This window comes from Alphaproteobacteria bacterium (assembly GCA_030680745.1).
GTDB lineage: Bacteria > Pseudomonadota > Alphaproteobacteria > JAUXUR01 > JAUXUR01 > JAUXUR01.
Genome location: JAUXUR010000023.1, coordinates 51,838 through 69,951, shown reverse-complemented (window position 1 = coordinate 69,951; position 18,114 = coordinate 51,838). Strand labels below are relative to the sequence as shown.

Sequence of the window (18,114 nt, the reverse complement as noted above, 5' to 3'; positions counted from 1 at the left end):
CATCCGCACGATTAATTTGTAATGCCTCAAAATAAAGAGGATCATCATTTTCTTTCGTTAATGTTACATATACTTTTTCAGGAACTATATTGTTCTCTCCTGATATAGTGTTCCATCCTGTAATGGAAAACATTTTATGATCACCCATCAAAACTTCCTTAGCAACATCAAGATTTCCTTGGCATTGTACATTTGAAACTTCTTGTTTGCTATCTACAAGCTGATTTTCAGGAATTAAAATGTAACAATTATGAACCATTCCTATTTTCCATTGCCGATTATATGATACCCATTCAATAATGTTATTAATTGCTGTGATAGGACATTGAACATCATTAGGTAATAAAACTATTGCACCTAGTTCGCTCTCTTTAATATAATTTTCTGGATTCTTGGAAACTAAATCATATTCTTTAAAAAATCTAGGTACAGTAACAGTAATAACCCTTGGTACAGTAAAAGATTTACGTTCTGATAGATATGAGAGGGAAGAGCTATAAAGGTTTCCAAAAGCAATAAAATATTTTTTATCAGGAACTTCTCTTTTTAAGATTTGTGAGACAGCATAATCTCGTGAATTTTTTTTATCAAATTTTTGTTTAACTGAATCTAAATAATCTTCCGAGAAACAGTAATAATTAAATCCAATCATAATTAATGCTAGAGGAAAAACGATTATTTTTTTACTTACATAGCTTTTTAAGATATGGCCTATTGATAATGAAATTGCATAAATTATAAAAATTACATTTGCGGTTTGGTAATAGGTATGTACGATATGAAGATTAGGGAACAAAAATAATGGAATAAATCCCATTAACAAAGAAACAACAACTATAAATTTTATTTGATTTTTAGCATTAGAAAACAAGGCAAATAACAAAATTGCAATGCCAATGATTCCGGATAAATTTTGTTTAAATATTCGTTCCCATATCACCTTGATATACAAATCGGATGATAGCCTATGATTTAAGGTTCCCCAATTCCAATTTGTAAGGGCTGATGACGTTAATTGTGAACCTAACGGATTTAACTCTTTTATTTGATCAGTATAAAATGTCCAGGCAACACTTAGAAAAAAAATCAATCCGAAACAAAATATAAAGAAGAGGTTTTTTTTACTTAAAAAAATATCTGTTAAGGAGGTTGACTTTTTTATTTGTAAAAATAAAAAAACAGATCCTAAAATAAGCAGTATTGGCAAACCAGTTGTTGCTTTTTGAAGCATTGCTAAGGTCATAAAAATAACAAAAAATACAGAATTTCTAAATAAGTTCTTCTCTTGAGATATGTCTATGAAGTATTTTATAGAAACTATAGAGAAAAAAATAGCTGCTGTTTCAATCATAAAGGTGCGTCCCCAATAAAGGTATAATGGACTTGAAAAAAGAAGCGCTACAAATATATAGAAAACCAATTGAGAAATATTTAGATTTTTAGTAATAGATCTCACGGGAATAAGACAAAGTGCTAAAAATATAAAACTAACAATACGACCTACAGCATCTAATGAGATATTTGTTAATTTCGATACGAGTGCCACAATGTACTGGTAGATTGGAAACTCAAACGGTATGCTCCAAGGTGGTCCTGCAATCGGCGTTTCATATGCAAAACTGAAGCCATTTTGTATTAACCAATAAGCCGTAAGTGCTGTTTGTGTTTGTCTAAACGAATACTGGTCTAAAGGAATTTGCTGCGCATATTGAATAGCAATATATAAAGCATAAAAAAAACAAGACAGAGCCAATGTAATAAAAATTAACAACTGAATTTTAGATTTTTGAACTTCTTTTAACAACAAAACATTCCTTAGCAAATTTAAAATCATATATCCATCTTTTTAAAGACAAAATTTGGTAAATTACGAATAACCATCATAATCAAACCCCATTTGGCAGGCGCATAAACAACTGATTTACCCTTGTTTATACCATGAGTTATTAGATTTGCAACATCTTCTACATGAGCGAGATTGCCACCTTTTCCTTTTAAATGTGCTGTCATAGGCGTATCAGTTGGTCCTGGTTTAACCAAAACAACTTTGACCTCACTTTTTGCAAGGGCTAGGCGGTGTTGAAGTCCCTGCGCAAATCTTTCAACAAGTCCCTTTGCCGATCCATAAATATAATTTGATTTTCGTCCTCGATCTCCTGCAACAGAACCAATAATAGCCAAAATACCCTTATTCACACGCTCCATATGCGCAACAAAGGCTTCTGCAAATAATATAGGGGAGATTCCATTTATGACTAATGCGTCATGACAATCATTTAGATTCTTCTGACAAACTTCTTGATCAGGCAAAGATCCATGGGCAATCAAAACAATATGAATGGGACCTTCTGCTATAATGCCATCTACAACCTGACGGATAGACAATGGATCAATAAAATTTGTTTCAAGTACGCGAATAGTGGAATGGGGGCTACGGACGCGTAAATCTTGAGCAACTTTTTCTGTCTTGAGACGATTTCGGCCAACTAAAGTTAAGTCAATATTAGCGTCTTTAACCCACAAACGCGCGCAATTTTCAGCAATCGCTGAAGTAGCTCCAATAATAACTATTCTTTTTTTATTTTCGGACATCATTAACTTCCCATAAGTCGACGCGACATCGCAGAACTAATGCCTGGATCACGATATTTCATAAATTCTTGAAGACGTGGATAACCCATCTCGAATAGATCTCGAGGCATTCTCGAATCTTTAGCGCAATACAGGCGACCACCAGCTTCTCGCACGATAGCATCCAAACGATCAAATAATTTCAAAGTGCAAGCACCCTTATTTGGAAAATCTAAAGCTAATGTTACGCCCGGTTTTGGAAAACTCAACATACCAAAAGATTCACGATTAGCAAAGGTTTTAAGAACTGCAAGAAATGAGCCTTCACCTGAACGCGAGATCTCACTTAACATTGCCTGCACAGCATCACGTCCAACTTCACGCGGCACTACACTTTGATATTGATAAAACCCTTTTGGTCCATACAATCGATTCCATTGAAGCAGATTATCAAGAGGATAAAAAAAGGGTTCATAATGAACAATACTTTGTCCACTCGTCAATTTTTTCAAATTATAATAAAGCATATTAAATGGACGTAAAGATAGGCGATTAACAAACGAAATAGGCGGTACTAAAGGAACAGCCAATTTTCGTCCTTTTGGCGCTAAACGATTACCACCATCGATAGGATTACCGCGCATAAATATGCCTCGACCACCACCTCCGGATATGCAATCAATCCAAGAGACTGTATGCTCCCACCCAACTTCAGAAGCGTCAGATAAATTAAAAAACTCATCCAAATTTTTATACGGAACAGTCTGAGTATCCAACCAAGGACCTACCACTCTACGCAGTTGAATTTCAACTTCAGTAATAATGCCGGTAAGTCCCAGTCCCCCTATTGTAGCTGCAAACCAATCAGGTTTAAGTTCAGGTCCACATTCAATGATTTCGGCATTAGTACGCACAATTTTAATCCATTGAATATGATCACCAAAAGAACCACAAATATGATGGTTTTTGCCATGGACATCATTAGCAATAGCCCCACCTACCGTCACAAGTTGTGTTCCTGGCGTTACTGGTAGAATCCATCCTCTGGGAATAACAAGTCGCTGAATATCACGCAACAACACGCCTGCTTCACAAATCAATTTTCCATTTATTTCATCAAAATAGATAAAACGATCTAATCCAGTTGTATTCCATAAAACACCCTCTGGATTTAAGCAGACATCTCCATAACTTCTTCCCATACCATAACAAATACCTTTTTTATTATTCTTCAGTTGATTATCTAATTGATAACGATCTGACAGATGACAAACATCATGTTCCCAGCTCCCTAACCTGCCCCATGATGATATTTTTACCAAGGCCAACCTACCGCACCAATTATAAGTACAATAGAAAATACAACACCTGTGATTAAGCTTGCTTTATCTTTCACAGCAAAGACCAAAGGATCGTCATGCATGTTTCCCCGATGGGCTTGCATCCACATCCAACTGACCCAATATAAAATAATTGGCACTGTTGCCCAGATGAGTTCTGGAATAGCATATAATCTTATAATGTCATCACTTTGAAGATAAAGCGCTAAAACAAGTACAGAAACGTAGCCCGAAGCTAAACCTTGTATTCTAATAAGCGGTGCATCAGAAGTAAAATAGCCACGTCCAGCTATTTTTTCCTTACCACTAAGTATTTGAACTTCTAATTCTGCGTAGCGTTTAACAAAGGCGAGTGACAAAAATAAAAATATAGAAAACGCAAGCAACCAAAAAGACATACCTAGACCGGCTGCTGCAGTACCTGCTATAACGCGCAAGGTATACAACATCGCTAGTGTAATACAATCAATCAATACGATTTGTTTTAGTTTAAACGAGTAAGCGCATGTCAAAATAAAATAAACCATCAACCATGGAACGAAGTCACCATTTACATATTGTGCTAATCCCAAACTAATGAGAAAGAGTAAAGGCGCAAGAATAATACCCATCCAAGCAGGAACAATACCTGAAGCAAAAGGTCTTTTGCATTTACGTGGATGCTGCCGATCACTGTCTAAGTCTAACAAATCATTGATAATATAAACAGATGAAGCGCAAAGACTAAATGAGAAAAAAGCTAAAATGAGAGAAAACCAAGTTTCTGAGTCAAAAATTTGATGCCCTGCAAAAAAAGGTATAAATAAAAGAGCATTTTTAAGCCATTGGTGAACACGTAACACCCTTAACCAAACACCAATACCTAATGAATGTGAAGAAAATATTTCTTTAACTTCACAATTTTTTGCTGCTTTTTTGGCTAAACCAGATGATCCATTTACAACAATAGCGTGACGGGCTTTTTTCCACACAAATAGATCAGCGTTGGAATTACCAGCATAATCAAAACCCGCATGTCCAAAACGTTGTTCAAGAGCTTTTGCTTTATTTTTTCCAGCAAGATTAATTACACCATCGCTTGCTATAACTTCTTGGAATATACCTAAATGCTTTGCAATAGAATTTGCGATAGATAGATCGGAAGCCGTACACAAAATTAATTTTCTTCCAATATTCCGCTGATTTTTCAACCAGTTCAATAAATCCATATCGTATGGCAATGTGCTTGGATCAAAATTTGACTGTGCTGACAAATATTGTTTTAGTTTGGCTTTTCCTTTAAAAAACAAATAATATAAAATTAAAAATATCACAAATGGATTAGAGCGCACTGCCTTTAAAGCAGATTCATGAAGCATATCAGTGCGAATAAGAGTTCCATCAAGATCAACTATTAATGGGTGTAAATTCAAACAAAATCTCCTGCTAAATTTATAAGAATCTTACTGATTAAGGTGACATTCATCTTTGTATAAACAATTCTATTTCATCATTAAACAAAAATTCAATAGAAATAATCGGATTATTTTTCATAAGATTTTTTTGTTTATATTATTAGTGATATACAACTTATCTATATTTTATTGTTTTACCAAATTTATACAACATGTTAATAAAACGATATGCGTTACACAAGCAGTAAAATTTTGAGTGCCTTTTTTCATTAACAAATCAGGAGCTTTGCAGATTATTTCACCAGTGTCAATAATATCATCTACTATAATACACTTTTTTCGAATAATATTACCAATGACTTTACTGACATGGGCCACATTCAAATAGGAAGCGCAAAAAACAAAGGTATGGATATACACACTAGATCTATTATTATGTTAATAATTTAAAGCTTGCAGCACATAAAACAATGGCTAAAATAATTTTAAGCCAATCATCTTTAAATCTTTTTGCAGATATTCCACCAATATAAGCGGCCGGTATGGATCCTAATAATAAATTGCCAAGCAATGTAAAATCGACGCCCCCCATCCATAAATAGCCAATTCCTGCAACAAGCGCTAAAGGAATTGCATGCGAAACTTCTGTACTAATAAGCTTGTAAGGGGTTAATCGAACGGGATAAAGATAGAATAAAATAACAGTGCCTAAAGATCCCGCACCTACGGATGTCAACGTTACTAATGTGCCAAGAGCACCGCCGGCGCCTATGGTAAGAGGCTTCTGAAGAGATCTAAATCTTGATATATTTAAATTTCTAAATACAATAACCTTTTTTTTCAACCAATTAGATATCACTAAACCAATTGCCGTTATAAGAATCACAATACCAATAATTTTAGGAATGATGCCTGCAGATTTTTCTAAAACACCCATAGATATAGCAAATAGAACAATTAAAGCGGCGGGTATTGATCCCAACCATAATCTTCTTACGATAACCCAATCTATTTGTTTGTTCTTATTATAGGCGAGTAAAGCAGAACTCTTTGTAATGGCGGCATACCATAAATCAGTTGCTACGGCAGCAATGGGATTTATATTAAAAAAAAGGAGTAATATGGGAGTCATAAGAGCCCCACCACCAACACCTGTTAGGCCTACGATAAAGCCTGTAAAAGCGCCAGCGCCAACATACATCCAGTCAATAATCATCGATTTACTCGCATAGAAAAGGCTTCAGCGATGAAATGTGGATTCTCAAATTCAGATTTTCCATATAAAAGAGGCGTTCCATCAACCAAGTTAACCTTGCCGCCCGCTGCCATAAGAACAGCTTGACCTGCTGCTGTGTCCCATTCCATCGTTCGACCAAATCGTGGGTATAAATGTGCTATACCTTCTGCTATTTGACAAAATTTCAAAGAAGAGCCAGCCGGTACAAATTCGTATTTTTTATAATCTGCTAAGAAAGATTCCATGATGGATGCATCTCCATGAGAGCGACTTCCAACAACTTTTAAAATACTTTCATTCTGTATAGCTTCTTTTAAAGCAACTTGAATAGGTGTTTTAATTTCAGGGGAATCTAGGTTTAATTTAAAAGCACCTTTGCCTACGATACCTGCATAACATATACCCAGAGGTGGCGCACAAACAACACCTAGAATAGGATTACCATTTTCAATTAAGGCAATGTTTACAGTAAACTCACCGTTACGATTGATGAATTCCTTTGTGCCGTCTAAAGGATCAACCAACCAAAATAAAGTTGTGTTTGAAGTAGCATAATGTTGATGTGTATCTTCTTCAGAAACAATGAGAACATCTGGTGTTAGTTGAGAGAGCCCCTTAACAATGATTTCATGTGCCTCTGTATCAGCTTTTGTTAAAGGTGAATCATCAGACTTTATCGTAACATCAATTGGTCCATTATAAATTTCAAGAACACGTTTAGATGCTTCTAAAGACAGTTCAATTACCTTATTAAGAATAAAATTATAATCTATTTTCATTTTACAAAATTTTTCTATCATTTAATAGGTTGATAACAATAGTCGATAATGTATCAACAGAATGAAGATTTGTTTCTAATCTTAAATCTGGTGTTCTCGGCACTTCATAAGGACTGCTAATGCCTGTAAAGTTAGGTATCTCTCCTGCACGTGCTTTTTTATATAATCCTTTTACATCACGGCTTTCAGCAATTTCAAGAGGTGTATCGACAAAGATTTCCATAAAATTATCAGCGCCAATGAGTGTACGGGCCATTTCTCGTTCAGATCGATAGGGTGAAATGAATGAAACCAATGCAATTAATCCAGCATCTACCATTAATTTTGCAACTTCAATAATGCGTCGAATGTTTTCAACACGATCTTGCTCTGTAAAGCCAAGGTCTCGGTTTAATCCACGTCGAATATTATCACCATCCAAAAGAATGGTATGTTTACCCAATAGATGAAGTTTTTTCTCAACACAATTAGCAATCGTTGATTTGCCAGAACCAGAAAGGCCTGTAAACCAAAGAACATGAGGTTTATGATTCTTAAGACTAGATCTTGCCGATGGGTCAATTGTTACGTTTTGCTGATGCACGTTTGTGGATCTGCGCAAGGAATGTGTAATCATGCCTGCTGCTACAGTTTCATTCGTGATGCGATCTATTAGAATAAATCCGCCTAATGTTCGATTTTCTTCATAAGAAACAAAAGCAAGCGGACGATCTAAGACTAAATCACATAATCCAATTTCATTAAGATGAAGATCATGAACGGCGATATGTTTTAAATCATTAATATCAACGCGATATTTTGGTTTGTGGATCGTGGATAAAGCAGTTGCTGTGCCGTGTTTAATGATATATTGACGCCCTGGGATTAATGGTTTTTCACTCATCCAAAGAAGTTGTGCTTCAAATTGATCTGCAATCTCACAGGATTGATCACCTGAAACCAATACGTCCCCACGGGAAATATCAACTTCATCATTCATTGTAAGTGTGATTGATTGACCACTTATTGCTATAGGTAAATCACCATCATAGGTAACAATTTTTGCAATGCTTGTTTCTTTGCCAGAAGGTAAAACCGTAATACGGTCGCCAGGTTTTACAATTCCAGAGGCAATGCGTCCTGAAAATCCACGAAAATCTAAATTAGGACGATTAACCCATTGAACAGGCATACGAAAACAGGATGTATTTTTTTGTTCTGTAAGATTAATTGTTTCTAAATAATCAAGAAGCGTTTGTTTTTTATACCAAGGCATATTGGCAGAAAGATCAACAACATTATCGCCCTTTAGGGCAGATACGGGAATAGCTTGGATAGTGATATTCTTTGATTTTAAGCCAAGATTTTCATCAAGAGAATGTATAAAACTTCTGTACTCATTTTCAATGCGATTAAAAACATTTTCGTCATAATCAACCAAATCCATCTTATTGATGGCAAGTACAATATGTTTTACACCCAACATCGATACGATGAAACTGTGACGACGTGTTTGAGTAAGAACACCTTTGCGTGCATCAATCATCACAATCGCCAGATCAGCTGTAGAAGCGCCTGTTGCCATATTACGTGTATATTGTTCATGACCTGGTGTATCGGCGACAATAAATTTTCTTTTAACAGTTGAAAAAAATCTATAGGCCACGTCAATGGTAATGCCTTGCTCACGTTCGGCTGATAATCCATCCATCAACAAAGCTAAATCTAAGGCTTCTCCAGTGGTACCAAATTTTTGGCTATCAGCAGAAAGCGCTGTTAATTGATCTTCAAAAATCATCTTTGTTTCATATAACAGACGTCCAATGAGACTTGATTTGCCATCATCAACGGATCCGCATGTAATGAACCGCAATAATCCTTTTGTTTCATGAACATGGAGATATGTCTCGATATCTGCGTTTTGGTCTGTTTCAATGTCGAAAGCAGGAACTGAAAGTAAAGAGGCTGAAATAGGCATTAGAAATATCCTTCTTGCTTTTTCTTTTCCATAGAGGCGGCACTGTCATGATCAATCATTCGCCCCTGTCTTTCGGATGTGGTTGTCAAAAGCATTTCCTGAATTATTTTAGGTAATGTATCAGCATCAGATTCGATGGCGGCTGTTAGAGGATAGCATCCTAATGTTCTAAAACGTACTTGGCGTAATTGAGGTTTTTCATCCTGGTGAAGCTTCATACGTTCATCATCTACCATAATCAACCCACCATTTCGTTCAACAACAGGCCTTGGGGCGGCAAAATACAAAGGAACGATTTCAATACCTTCTTTATAAATATATTGCCAGATATCTAATTCTGTCCAATTTGACAGAGGAAAAACACGAAAACTTTCGCCTTTGTTTTTACGTGTATTATATAGATTCCATAATTCGGGACGCTGTCCTTTAGGGTCCCAGCGATGTTGATCGCTTCGGAATGAGAAAACACGTTCTTTTGCGCGTGATTTTTCTTCATCACGTCGTGCGCCGCCAAAAGCTGCATCAAATTCGTATTTATCTAATGCCTGTTTGAGTGCAGCTGTTTTCATAATATCTGTATGAATGCCAGACCCATGGATAAAAGGATTAATGTTATCTTTTATACCATCTGGATTGGTATGTGTAATGAGATTTAAACCTAATTCAGCTACTTTACGATCCCGAAATGTAATCATTTCGCGAAACTTCCATTTCGTATCGACATGTAATAACGGAAAAGGCGGTTTGCCAGGATAAAAAGCTTTCATCGCCAGATGAAGCATAACGGCACTATCTTTACCAATAGAATATAACATAACTGGATTGTTCGCTTCAGCAACAACCTCGCGCATAATTTGGATGGCTTCATTCTCAAGATGCGTTAAATGCGTTTGTTTTGTTTCTTGTATCATCATATTTATGTGCTCTTTAATCATTTTGAGTAATAGTATATATAAAACATTTTTTAACTCAGAAGCAATTCTTTCTCTCTAGGTGTTAAATATTTATCCGCAAAAGCTGCATTTGATTCAGCGTAATAATTTTTAATTTCTGCTTCTTGCTCGGGGGTAAAGAGAGAATGCTTAATACCTTTAAGATGTTTTGAGATGTTTAAGATTTCATCGATAATTTCAGGACGATTATCTAATGATTCATTCTTATCAATCTTCGCTATGAGATCAGATAAAAGAGGATGAATGCTTGGGTTATCTTTTTCTGATTCAAAATTCAATTTTGAAATGAGCTCTGGATCATTTATTCCAATTTGTTTTAAGAAATGATGTCTTACATCTTTCCCAATAATTTCAGGATGATATAGACTTGCTTTAATAGCAGATTGACCAAATATTTTTTCCCAAGGCTCTATTATAAAGTTATTAAAGTCGAAATGATCTGAAATTCTTGTATACATATCCCATGGATTTCTACCAAATGTATAACATCCTTCCTTTGCTTCTTGAGTAAAAGCACTTTGTATTAAATGAATCTGATCTCTGATATGAAGAACAATGTGTATTTCATATTGAAAAAATAATTCTTTTAGAAAAACTAGGATTCTATTTGGTCGATTTTTAAAATGTTCTGATGATATCAAAAGTACATCATGATCTATATGTAACATGTCATTGATTACATTTTCGTAAATAAAAGTAACTTTTTTGTTATAATTTTTTTCTGTTTCTTTTCCAATAGCTGCAATTTCGAAATTATTTTTATGTGCACTAATAGGGTATAAAAATTTATTATTTTTTAATATGTTATAATTATTAAAAAAAAATTTTTGTATAGCAGTCGTTCCTGTTTTTCCATAACCTATATGTATGTAGGCTTTTTTATTAGAATTTAGCTTTAAATTATTTTTCCTATCTTCTCTTGTATTGTTTAAGCGCTGGCGAATGTATAACAAAGGATCAAAATCTTCTGGTAAATCAAAATATTTTCTTCTCTCCATTTTACCATGATTTAAATAATGATTTTTAGCATATGCTTCTTTTTCAATTTGATCTACATCTTTAACCACCAGATCTAAATCAGGATTTAGCCGAAGATATACAATTGGATCAAAATCTTCTGGCAATAATTCTAAATGTTCTTTTTTCATTAGCTATTATTTTCCATCCAATTAATTGTTAAATTTAAAGCGTCGTGCCAATCTGTTTTTACATTCCAATCTATCTGACTTTTAATAAGTTCAGCACTTAAGATATTAATAGGTACATCAACACGTCGCATAGAATTTATGTAATTAATTTTAATTTTTTGTTGACCGACAATTTTTTCTAAATCAGCAATAATTTGGTTAATGCTACGGCCAATCTCAGAACCTATATTAAAAATTTTGGTTGATCCAGAGCAATCTACTAATCTAATTAAACCTTCAACAACATCAGTGATATATATGTAATCACGAATGATTTCGCCATCTCCCCAAATTTCTGTTACTTTATTTTTTAAAAAATTAGTAATAAGCGTCGCAATAATCCCTTGTGGTTTTAGTGTGTTTTGATGAGGCCCAAAAGGATTAGAAAGCCTTACAATTGTATAATCTAGATTATAAAGATGATGATAAAGCTGAATGTATTTTTCGCTTGTTAGTTTATTTATACCGTATGAGCAAATTGGATTCGTTGGATTCGTCTCTAAAATTGGAAATGTGTTTGTAATGCCATATACAGTTCCACCAGAAGATACATATATAATTTTACGAACCCCTGCTTCTTTACATATTTCAAGTAAGTTTATTGTATTGCAAACACTTGACATCAGAATATTAGAGTTAGTTGTATTTAACATCGAAGGGATGGAGCCATCAACGAGATGATAAACAATTTCGCATCCTTTAATAGCAGATGTCAAAACGTCTTTATTTGAAAAATCACCCATAACCCAAGGAATATTTTTTAAATAAATATTTGGTTCACTTCTTCCAAATCCTTTAACATTTGCGCCATAAGATATTAATTTTTGCATAAGATTCGTACCAATAAATCCATTAGCACCTAATACAACACAAGATACACCTTTCATATTATTCATTATAATTAAATCTCTCTAATTCTTATCTAATTATACCAGGTGTATGGACAAGCGCATATTCATAGCCTTGATGGTTCGCAACAATAGGCAGAATACGTTCAATAGCATGTAGCATACTACCATCATAAGGTAATGGCTCTTCTGGATAATCATCCCATGTTAAATCAAGATCAAATAATGGTTTTAGCGCTTTTGGTCTTGCCCAAAACATACTTCCAATAGGAAAAGAATTTATTTCATCTGGAAGATCAGATATTTTCATAGATTTGGCTAATTCTTCAGCAAATGGTTTATTCTCAGTCCACCCAACTCTATTAGCATCGAAAGGAAAAACCAATCCTAAATTTTTATCTTTATCAAATGCATTCATAATATGTTTTGCTGAACAGTTCAATCCACCCATTAAATTTTCTAGTAAAAAAATACGCCAATTTTCTATCATCATTTGTGTGTGAGTATCTGATGAACTTTCTAAAAGAGCGGTGCTTTTCTTAGTATGAAAATGGCCTACAATATCATAAGCACTCAAGTCATTTGAAAACGCAGAAAAGAGCGGCCCAAAATTTCTACCTTTATTGGGGACACTTTTAACTACAATTTTTCCTTTGTTATAAAAAGAAATGCTTTTGTTTATTTTTGTAACAATTGAATTGGATGGTGCACTTATAAAGAGATCGCAGTTTATATCATTCATCATAAGTCTTTTAATGATCTCTTCTAAAAGCTCTGGATAAAAAACGTGAATATGCAACGCACATTTTAATTGATTATTAAAAAGCTCTATATTAGAAGATGTATCAATTATTTTTTCATCCCATGGCCCATTGGGACGCCCTGATTGAATATAATCTGCCAAGGGATTTGCTGCAGGATGAGACAAGGTATGTAATTTTATATACAAATTATCATTAAATCCTAAAGATACTTTTCTAACACCGAGGCTTGAAATTTTTTTTGAATAGATAAGATATGATCTAACGCAGAATTCTTTACTTTTTGTTTCTGGTTCTTGAAAAGGAGACAAATAAAAATCTTTTTTAAAATCATTAGTATTTATCAATATCTCTAAATCTTTTTTTTCCATTTTCTTCATATCGGCGTCACATTCAGCTAAGTTAATTAACTGATTAATATAATTTTTCATATCGAAATGTAGACTGTATAATTCTTTTGTACACTTAGAAAGAGTTTTATATTTCTTTTTTGATTTATATATTTCTAAAATTTTTATAGCAGATTCTTTTACATTCAAATGGGGAACAACACATTCTTTTGTATGCTCATTTTTGTTTAGAATCTCCTCTATGCCAGAGGTTCCTGAAAAACATATAATTGGTATAGAATTATGCATAGCATCAATCACAACGTTTGGCATAGGATCTAATCTAGAGGATAGAAAAAATAAGTCAGCTATTACATAAATATCTTCAAAATTTTCAATAGGATCAAGTAAATAACAAAAATCAGATAATTTTTTATTAATCATATTTTTAATATATTCATAATATTCATTTCCACATTCATGCCCAAACCATAAAAATACTATATTGTCATCAGATAACTTCTTTATTTCAGAGGCGGTTTCAAAAAAAAGATCAACTCCTTTTCTATCCTGTACCGTTCCTCCACCTAACACAATAAAGGGTTTAAAATATTTATTCTTATAAATCATTTTTTTTAGAACAGATAATTCTAATTTATTATGTGTAAGATTATTTTCACTAACTGGAATCTTTGATTTACCTTGAGGCAAGATAATAGTGGAATTTATAAAATCCTTCTGATAAGAAGAAAGTGCGTTTTTAACACTATTTCTAACAAGTTCAGCTGAAAAAACTGCGGAACCTGACCATACTAACCCAGTTAAAAAATCTTCTGCTGTATAATAAAGATCAGAAAAAAATTCGTGAATCATCAAAACATTTGGAATATTATTTTCATCTAACGGTTGTAAAGTACATCTGGATTCAATGCTATTTACAAGTGCAAATTTTATATCATAAGACTTGCAAATCTTATTAATTATATTACTCATATGTGTATAATTTTTTGAATCTGAATTAAATGGTCCATACATTACATTGCTGGATTCTTCAAAATATGATTGTATATTTCCCGGACCAAGCAAAAGTATAACAATATTGAACCTATTTTTAAGTTCGATAGCTATATTCCATGCAAGAACTGGTGCTCCAGTACGTGAAGCTTCATGGGATACAATTAAAACAGTTTCCTTTTTAGGATCTATTTCTTTCCTTACCTTAAAGGGTATCCCCCCTATTCTACCTTCTTTAATGCCATGATTAATATAATGGGATACAGGGTCTACTTTTGCTATTGCAAGATCAGGATATAAAGCTAAATATAGTTCTGAATCAAAATTTATTAAAAGATTTTTGTTTATTTCAAGCCCATTATCCAATGCGTCTTTTATAGATACTTCATTGTCTTCAATAAAAGTATCTTCTTTTTGTGATGTTGAAAGCTTTGGTAATAATGCATGAGCTTCATGATTTTGCCTAAATAAAAAAGGCGCTTTTTTTAAAACAACATTTTTAATCTTAATTTTATTTTGATACGACATTGGGAGATGATAATAACAGAAGCGTATTAATGGAAGAATGTAATTATTGAAACTTGATTTCGTCGTTTTTTTAGGTTCAATAATAAATTTTTTAAAAAATCTGAAAGGACGAGTTACTTTCCAAGAAAGTGAATTAGTGGTTTTTTGATTTATATCCCACAATGTATCTAAGTATTTGCTTAAGTTATTTTTTTCTTGTAAAATCTTTTCTTTTTCTTGAACAAGATGATCTCTTTCCTGAGCAATACGATTCAGCACTTGAGTAAGATCATTTCTTTGTTGAATAAATTCATCCCTTTCTTGGATAAAACTACTTCTTTCCTTATCAATAATGTTTCGTTCCTGAATAAAACCATTCCGTTCTTGAGTAAGATTATCTCTTTCATGAATGAGATCGTTTCTTTCCTGGATAAGAATATCTCTTTTTTGGATAAATCCATCCATTTCTTGAATAAGACCATACTTTTCCTGAGTAAGATTATCTCTTTCTTGAGTAAGGCTAGCTCTTATTTGGATAAGGCTATTTCTTTCTTGAATAAGACCATCTCTTTTCTTAGTAAGAATTTCTCTTTCTCGGATAATATCATCTCTTTCCTTGGTAAGGTTATCTCTTTCTTGGGTAAGATCATCTCTTTTTTGAATAAGACTATCTCTTTCTTGAATAAGACTACCCCGTTCTTGGGTAAGGATCTCCCTTTCGTGAGTAAGATCATCTCTTTTTTGAATAAGACTATCTTTTTCTTGGATAAGACTGCCACGTTCTTTAGCAAGTATATCCCTTTCCTGAGTAAGCATATCTCTTTCTTGGGTAAGAATACTTCTTTCTTGAATAAACTTATCTTTTTCCTGAATAAGGATATCTCTTTCTTCTCCCAGACTAACTTTTTCATGAATAAGATCATATTGATCCTTTTCAAGGCGATCGATGATTGTTAATAATGGCATATACTCACTATTACATCCCTCGACAATCTTCCATTGTTCTTTAAATGCATCACAATGAGTGGTCAAAACATCTTTTGATAAATTATCTAGCAAAAGATAAAGATCTGTCATCAATTTTGGAACATTTATATTATTTTTTAAATCATCAGCACTATATTCATGATTCCTTAGGCTAGACGTCAAAAAATTATGTGAATATTCTTCAAGCTCATCCAAAGATGATTCTGGTATAGGAAGAAGAAGAAATTGAGATATTCTATCTAATTGATGTTTAGGATCTTCTAACAGATCATCATAATGTACAAAAACATTTTTTTTATCTTGAGTATATACAATACTTGAAAGAATATGTTTGTACCAAAGAAGCATACTAACATCTATAGGAATATTATTTCTTTTGAGTAATGATTCTGCTATATTTAAAGGATTTCGAACAGAAATAATATAAGAATCATCCAAATTTAATTCTTCAAATACAGATTGCCAAAATGGCAAAAGTATACTTACACGTGGATCTTTGAATCCAAAAACTACATCATCTTTTAATTTATCTTTTAATATATCAATGGCAATTTGTCGTTCCGATAAAAATACATCACTTCGTAAATAAGAATTAAACTCTTTATTTTCAAAAGTAGACCTATTAATAGGTCTTATTTTCATCCCTTCAAAACCTATATTAGAAGAATAATGATTAGAATTTTTTGTTAGATTTAATTTTTTAAGAAGAGATTCATTAAATAAGACAATATCTGGTACTTCCCAAAAACCTTTCTCATTGTCTGATGTAGCTGGCCAAAAATTATCACCTAAATCGACGCCCAAGACTTTTAATCCTCTGGTGAGAGCACTTGTTCCACTTCGGTGCATGCCCAAAACAACAATAATTCTTTTTTTTTTATTTTCCATTAGGATACTCCAACTTTCTTGGCAATTGGCTTTATATCAAAATCAACGATTGCCGTTACGAAACGTCCTTTTTGAGGCTGTACTTTGAACATAATCGCATCAATTATTCGATGTAAATAAACTGTACTATTTTCACCCAAAATAGTCCCCTCTACACCTGCATTAAAAAAATAAATCCCTTGATTCAGCAAACACCGAAAATCATGAACAACAAAATATTCATCATTTTCTTCAACAATATCTATAAAATCAAAGTTATTGGGATAGACACCACCTCCCAATGCATATCCAGAAATTGTTTTAATGAGCATGCCAAAACGCACATTTGTTGCGCGTTTTTGAAAGCTAACCTTATAACAATATTGATATGATTCTGATGGCACCAAAACGTTAACACGTTTTCCATCGAGTGTTCTGATGTGAGCATCCTCGATAAGTGCCCCTAAACTTTCATATTCTAATCGGCTTTGAGATACTAATCCTTCAACAAAAAAAGGACGAAGAATATCCAATTCTTTTTTCTTTTCTTCAACAGGCTTTGCATCTACCACATTTGGGGAAGTATTTTTCCACTCTTCTATGACTGCTTGTCGAATCTCAGGTCTTTTTGCCTCTGGAGCAAAAAGAAGTTTTGTGTAATGCGCTACAGAAGTTTTTGGAAGGCCATCATAAATTAATTCGCCCTTATCCAGAACAATGGCGCGATCGCATAATTCGACGACAACTGAATCACCGTGTGACACAAAAAGAATTGTTGTTCCTTTTGCGCGTATTTCCTCGATACGCGCAAAACATTTACGACTAAAGGCTGCATCTCCAACGGACAATGCTTCGTCAATAATAAATATATCTGGTTCACGTGATACTGATACGGCAAAAGCCAGTCTAACCATCATACCACTGGAATAAGTTTTGACAGGTTGATAAACAAATTCACCGATATCTGCAAAATTTAATATATCAGGCAAAATAGTATTAATTCTTTCTTTAGAAAGACCTAAAATCTGACCATAGAGATAAATATTTTCCATGCCTGTAAATTCAGGGTTAAAACCACTCCCTAATTCTAATAAGGCCGCAACACTTCCTTTTATTGCACAAGATCCACCATTGGGATTCAGAATGCCGCAAATAACTTGTAAAAGCGTTGATTTCCCTGATCCATTTTTGCCAATAATGCCAACAACTTCACCTTTGCCGACATCAAATGAAACATTCTTTAAAGCCCAAAATTCTTTAAAATAGTGTTTTTGTTTTTGAAATGTTATTTTCTTAAATGGGGACATAACCATTTGTTTCAAGCGATCCTGGGGACGCCGATAAATCTGATAACATTTGCTAATATTGTTTACTGAGATGATG

The 18,114-nt window shown here is 33.5% G+C and carries 13 protein-coding genes; all 13 read right to left on the bottom strand.

Annotated elements, in window-relative coordinates:
- Positions 1–1,804, bottom strand: a 1,804-nt coding sequence (locus tag Q8L85_01995) for a hypothetical protein (GenBank protein ID MDP1723458.1), incomplete at its 3' end; no start/stop codon positions are given.
- A gap of 26 nt (positions 1,805–1,830) precedes the next feature.
- Positions 1,831–2,592, bottom strand: coding sequence for an SDR family NAD(P)-dependent oxidoreductase (locus tag Q8L85_01990; protein MDP1723457.1), 762 nt, complete (start codon positions 2,590–2,592; stop codon positions 1,831–1,833).
- 2 nt (positions 2,593–2,594) lie between these two features.
- Positions 2,595–3,893: an FAD-binding oxidoreductase gene (locus Q8L85_01985; protein MDP1723456.1), complete on the bottom strand. Its 1,299-nt coding sequence runs from the start codon at positions 3,891–3,893 to the stop codon at positions 2,595–2,597.
- Positions 3,887–5,323 (bottom strand): UbiA family prenyltransferase, encoded by a 1,437-nt coding sequence (locus tag Q8L85_01980; protein ID MDP1723455.1) that lies wholly within the window; start codon positions 5,321–5,323, stop codon positions 3,887–3,889. Before Q8L85_01980 ends, Q8L85_01985 begins: the two co-directional genes overlap by 7 nt.
- Before the next feature lie 168 nt (positions 5,324–5,491).
- The gene (locus tag Q8L85_01975; protein MDP1723454.1) at positions 5,492–5,683 is read right to left on the bottom strand and encodes a phosphoribosyltransferase family protein; all 192 of its coding nucleotides are present in this window, start codon (positions 5,681–5,683) and stop codon (positions 5,492–5,494) included.
- Positions 5,684–5,738: 55 nt separating this feature from the next.
- Complete coding sequence (locus Q8L85_01970) at positions 5,739–6,518, bottom strand: sulfite exporter TauE/SafE family protein (GenBank protein MDP1723453.1); 780 nt, start codon at positions 6,516–6,518, stop codon at positions 5,739–5,741.
- The gene (gene cysQ, locus Q8L85_01965) at positions 6,518–7,321 is read right to left on the bottom strand and encodes a 3'(2'),5'-bisphosphate nucleotidase CysQ (protein MDP1723452.1); all 804 of its coding nucleotides are present in this window, start codon (positions 7,319–7,321) and stop codon (positions 6,518–6,520) included. Before cysQ ends, Q8L85_01970 begins: the two co-directional genes overlap by 1 nt.
- Before the next feature lies 1 nt (position 7,322).
- Complete coding sequence (gene cysN / locus Q8L85_01960) at positions 7,323–9,278, bottom strand: sulfate adenylyltransferase subunit CysN (GenBank protein MDP1723451.1); 1,956 nt, start codon at positions 9,276–9,278, stop codon at positions 7,323–7,325.
- Positions 9,278–10,192: a sulfate adenylyltransferase subunit CysD gene (gene cysD / locus Q8L85_01955; GenBank protein ID MDP1723450.1), complete on the bottom strand. Its 915-nt coding sequence runs from the start codon at positions 10,190–10,192 to the stop codon at positions 9,278–9,280. The genes cysN and cysD overlap by 1 nt, the downstream gene beginning before the upstream one ends.
- Before the next feature lie 50 nt (positions 10,193–10,242).
- The gene (locus tag Q8L85_01950; GenBank protein MDP1723449.1) at positions 10,243–11,379 is read right to left on the bottom strand and encodes a hypothetical protein; all 1,137 of its coding nucleotides are present in this window, start codon (positions 11,377–11,379) and stop codon (positions 10,243–10,245) included.
- Positions 11,379–12,314, bottom strand: coding sequence for an NAD-dependent epimerase/dehydratase family protein (locus Q8L85_01945; GenBank protein MDP1723448.1), 936 nt, complete (start codon positions 12,312–12,314; stop codon positions 11,379–11,381). The genes Q8L85_01950 and Q8L85_01945 overlap by 1 nt, the downstream gene beginning before the upstream one ends.
- A gap of 22 nt (positions 12,315–12,336) precedes the next feature.
- Positions 12,337–16,752: a rhamnan synthesis F family protein gene (locus Q8L85_01940; protein ID MDP1723447.1), complete on the bottom strand. Its 4,416-nt coding sequence runs from the start codon at positions 16,750–16,752 to the stop codon at positions 12,337–12,339.
- The gene (locus tag Q8L85_01935; GenBank protein ID MDP1723446.1) at positions 16,752–18,044 is read right to left on the bottom strand and encodes an ABC transporter ATP-binding protein; all 1,293 of its coding nucleotides are present in this window, start codon (positions 18,042–18,044) and stop codon (positions 16,752–16,754) included. The genes Q8L85_01940 and Q8L85_01935 overlap by 1 nt, the downstream gene beginning before the upstream one ends.
- Positions 18,045–18,114 lie beyond the last annotated feature (70 nt).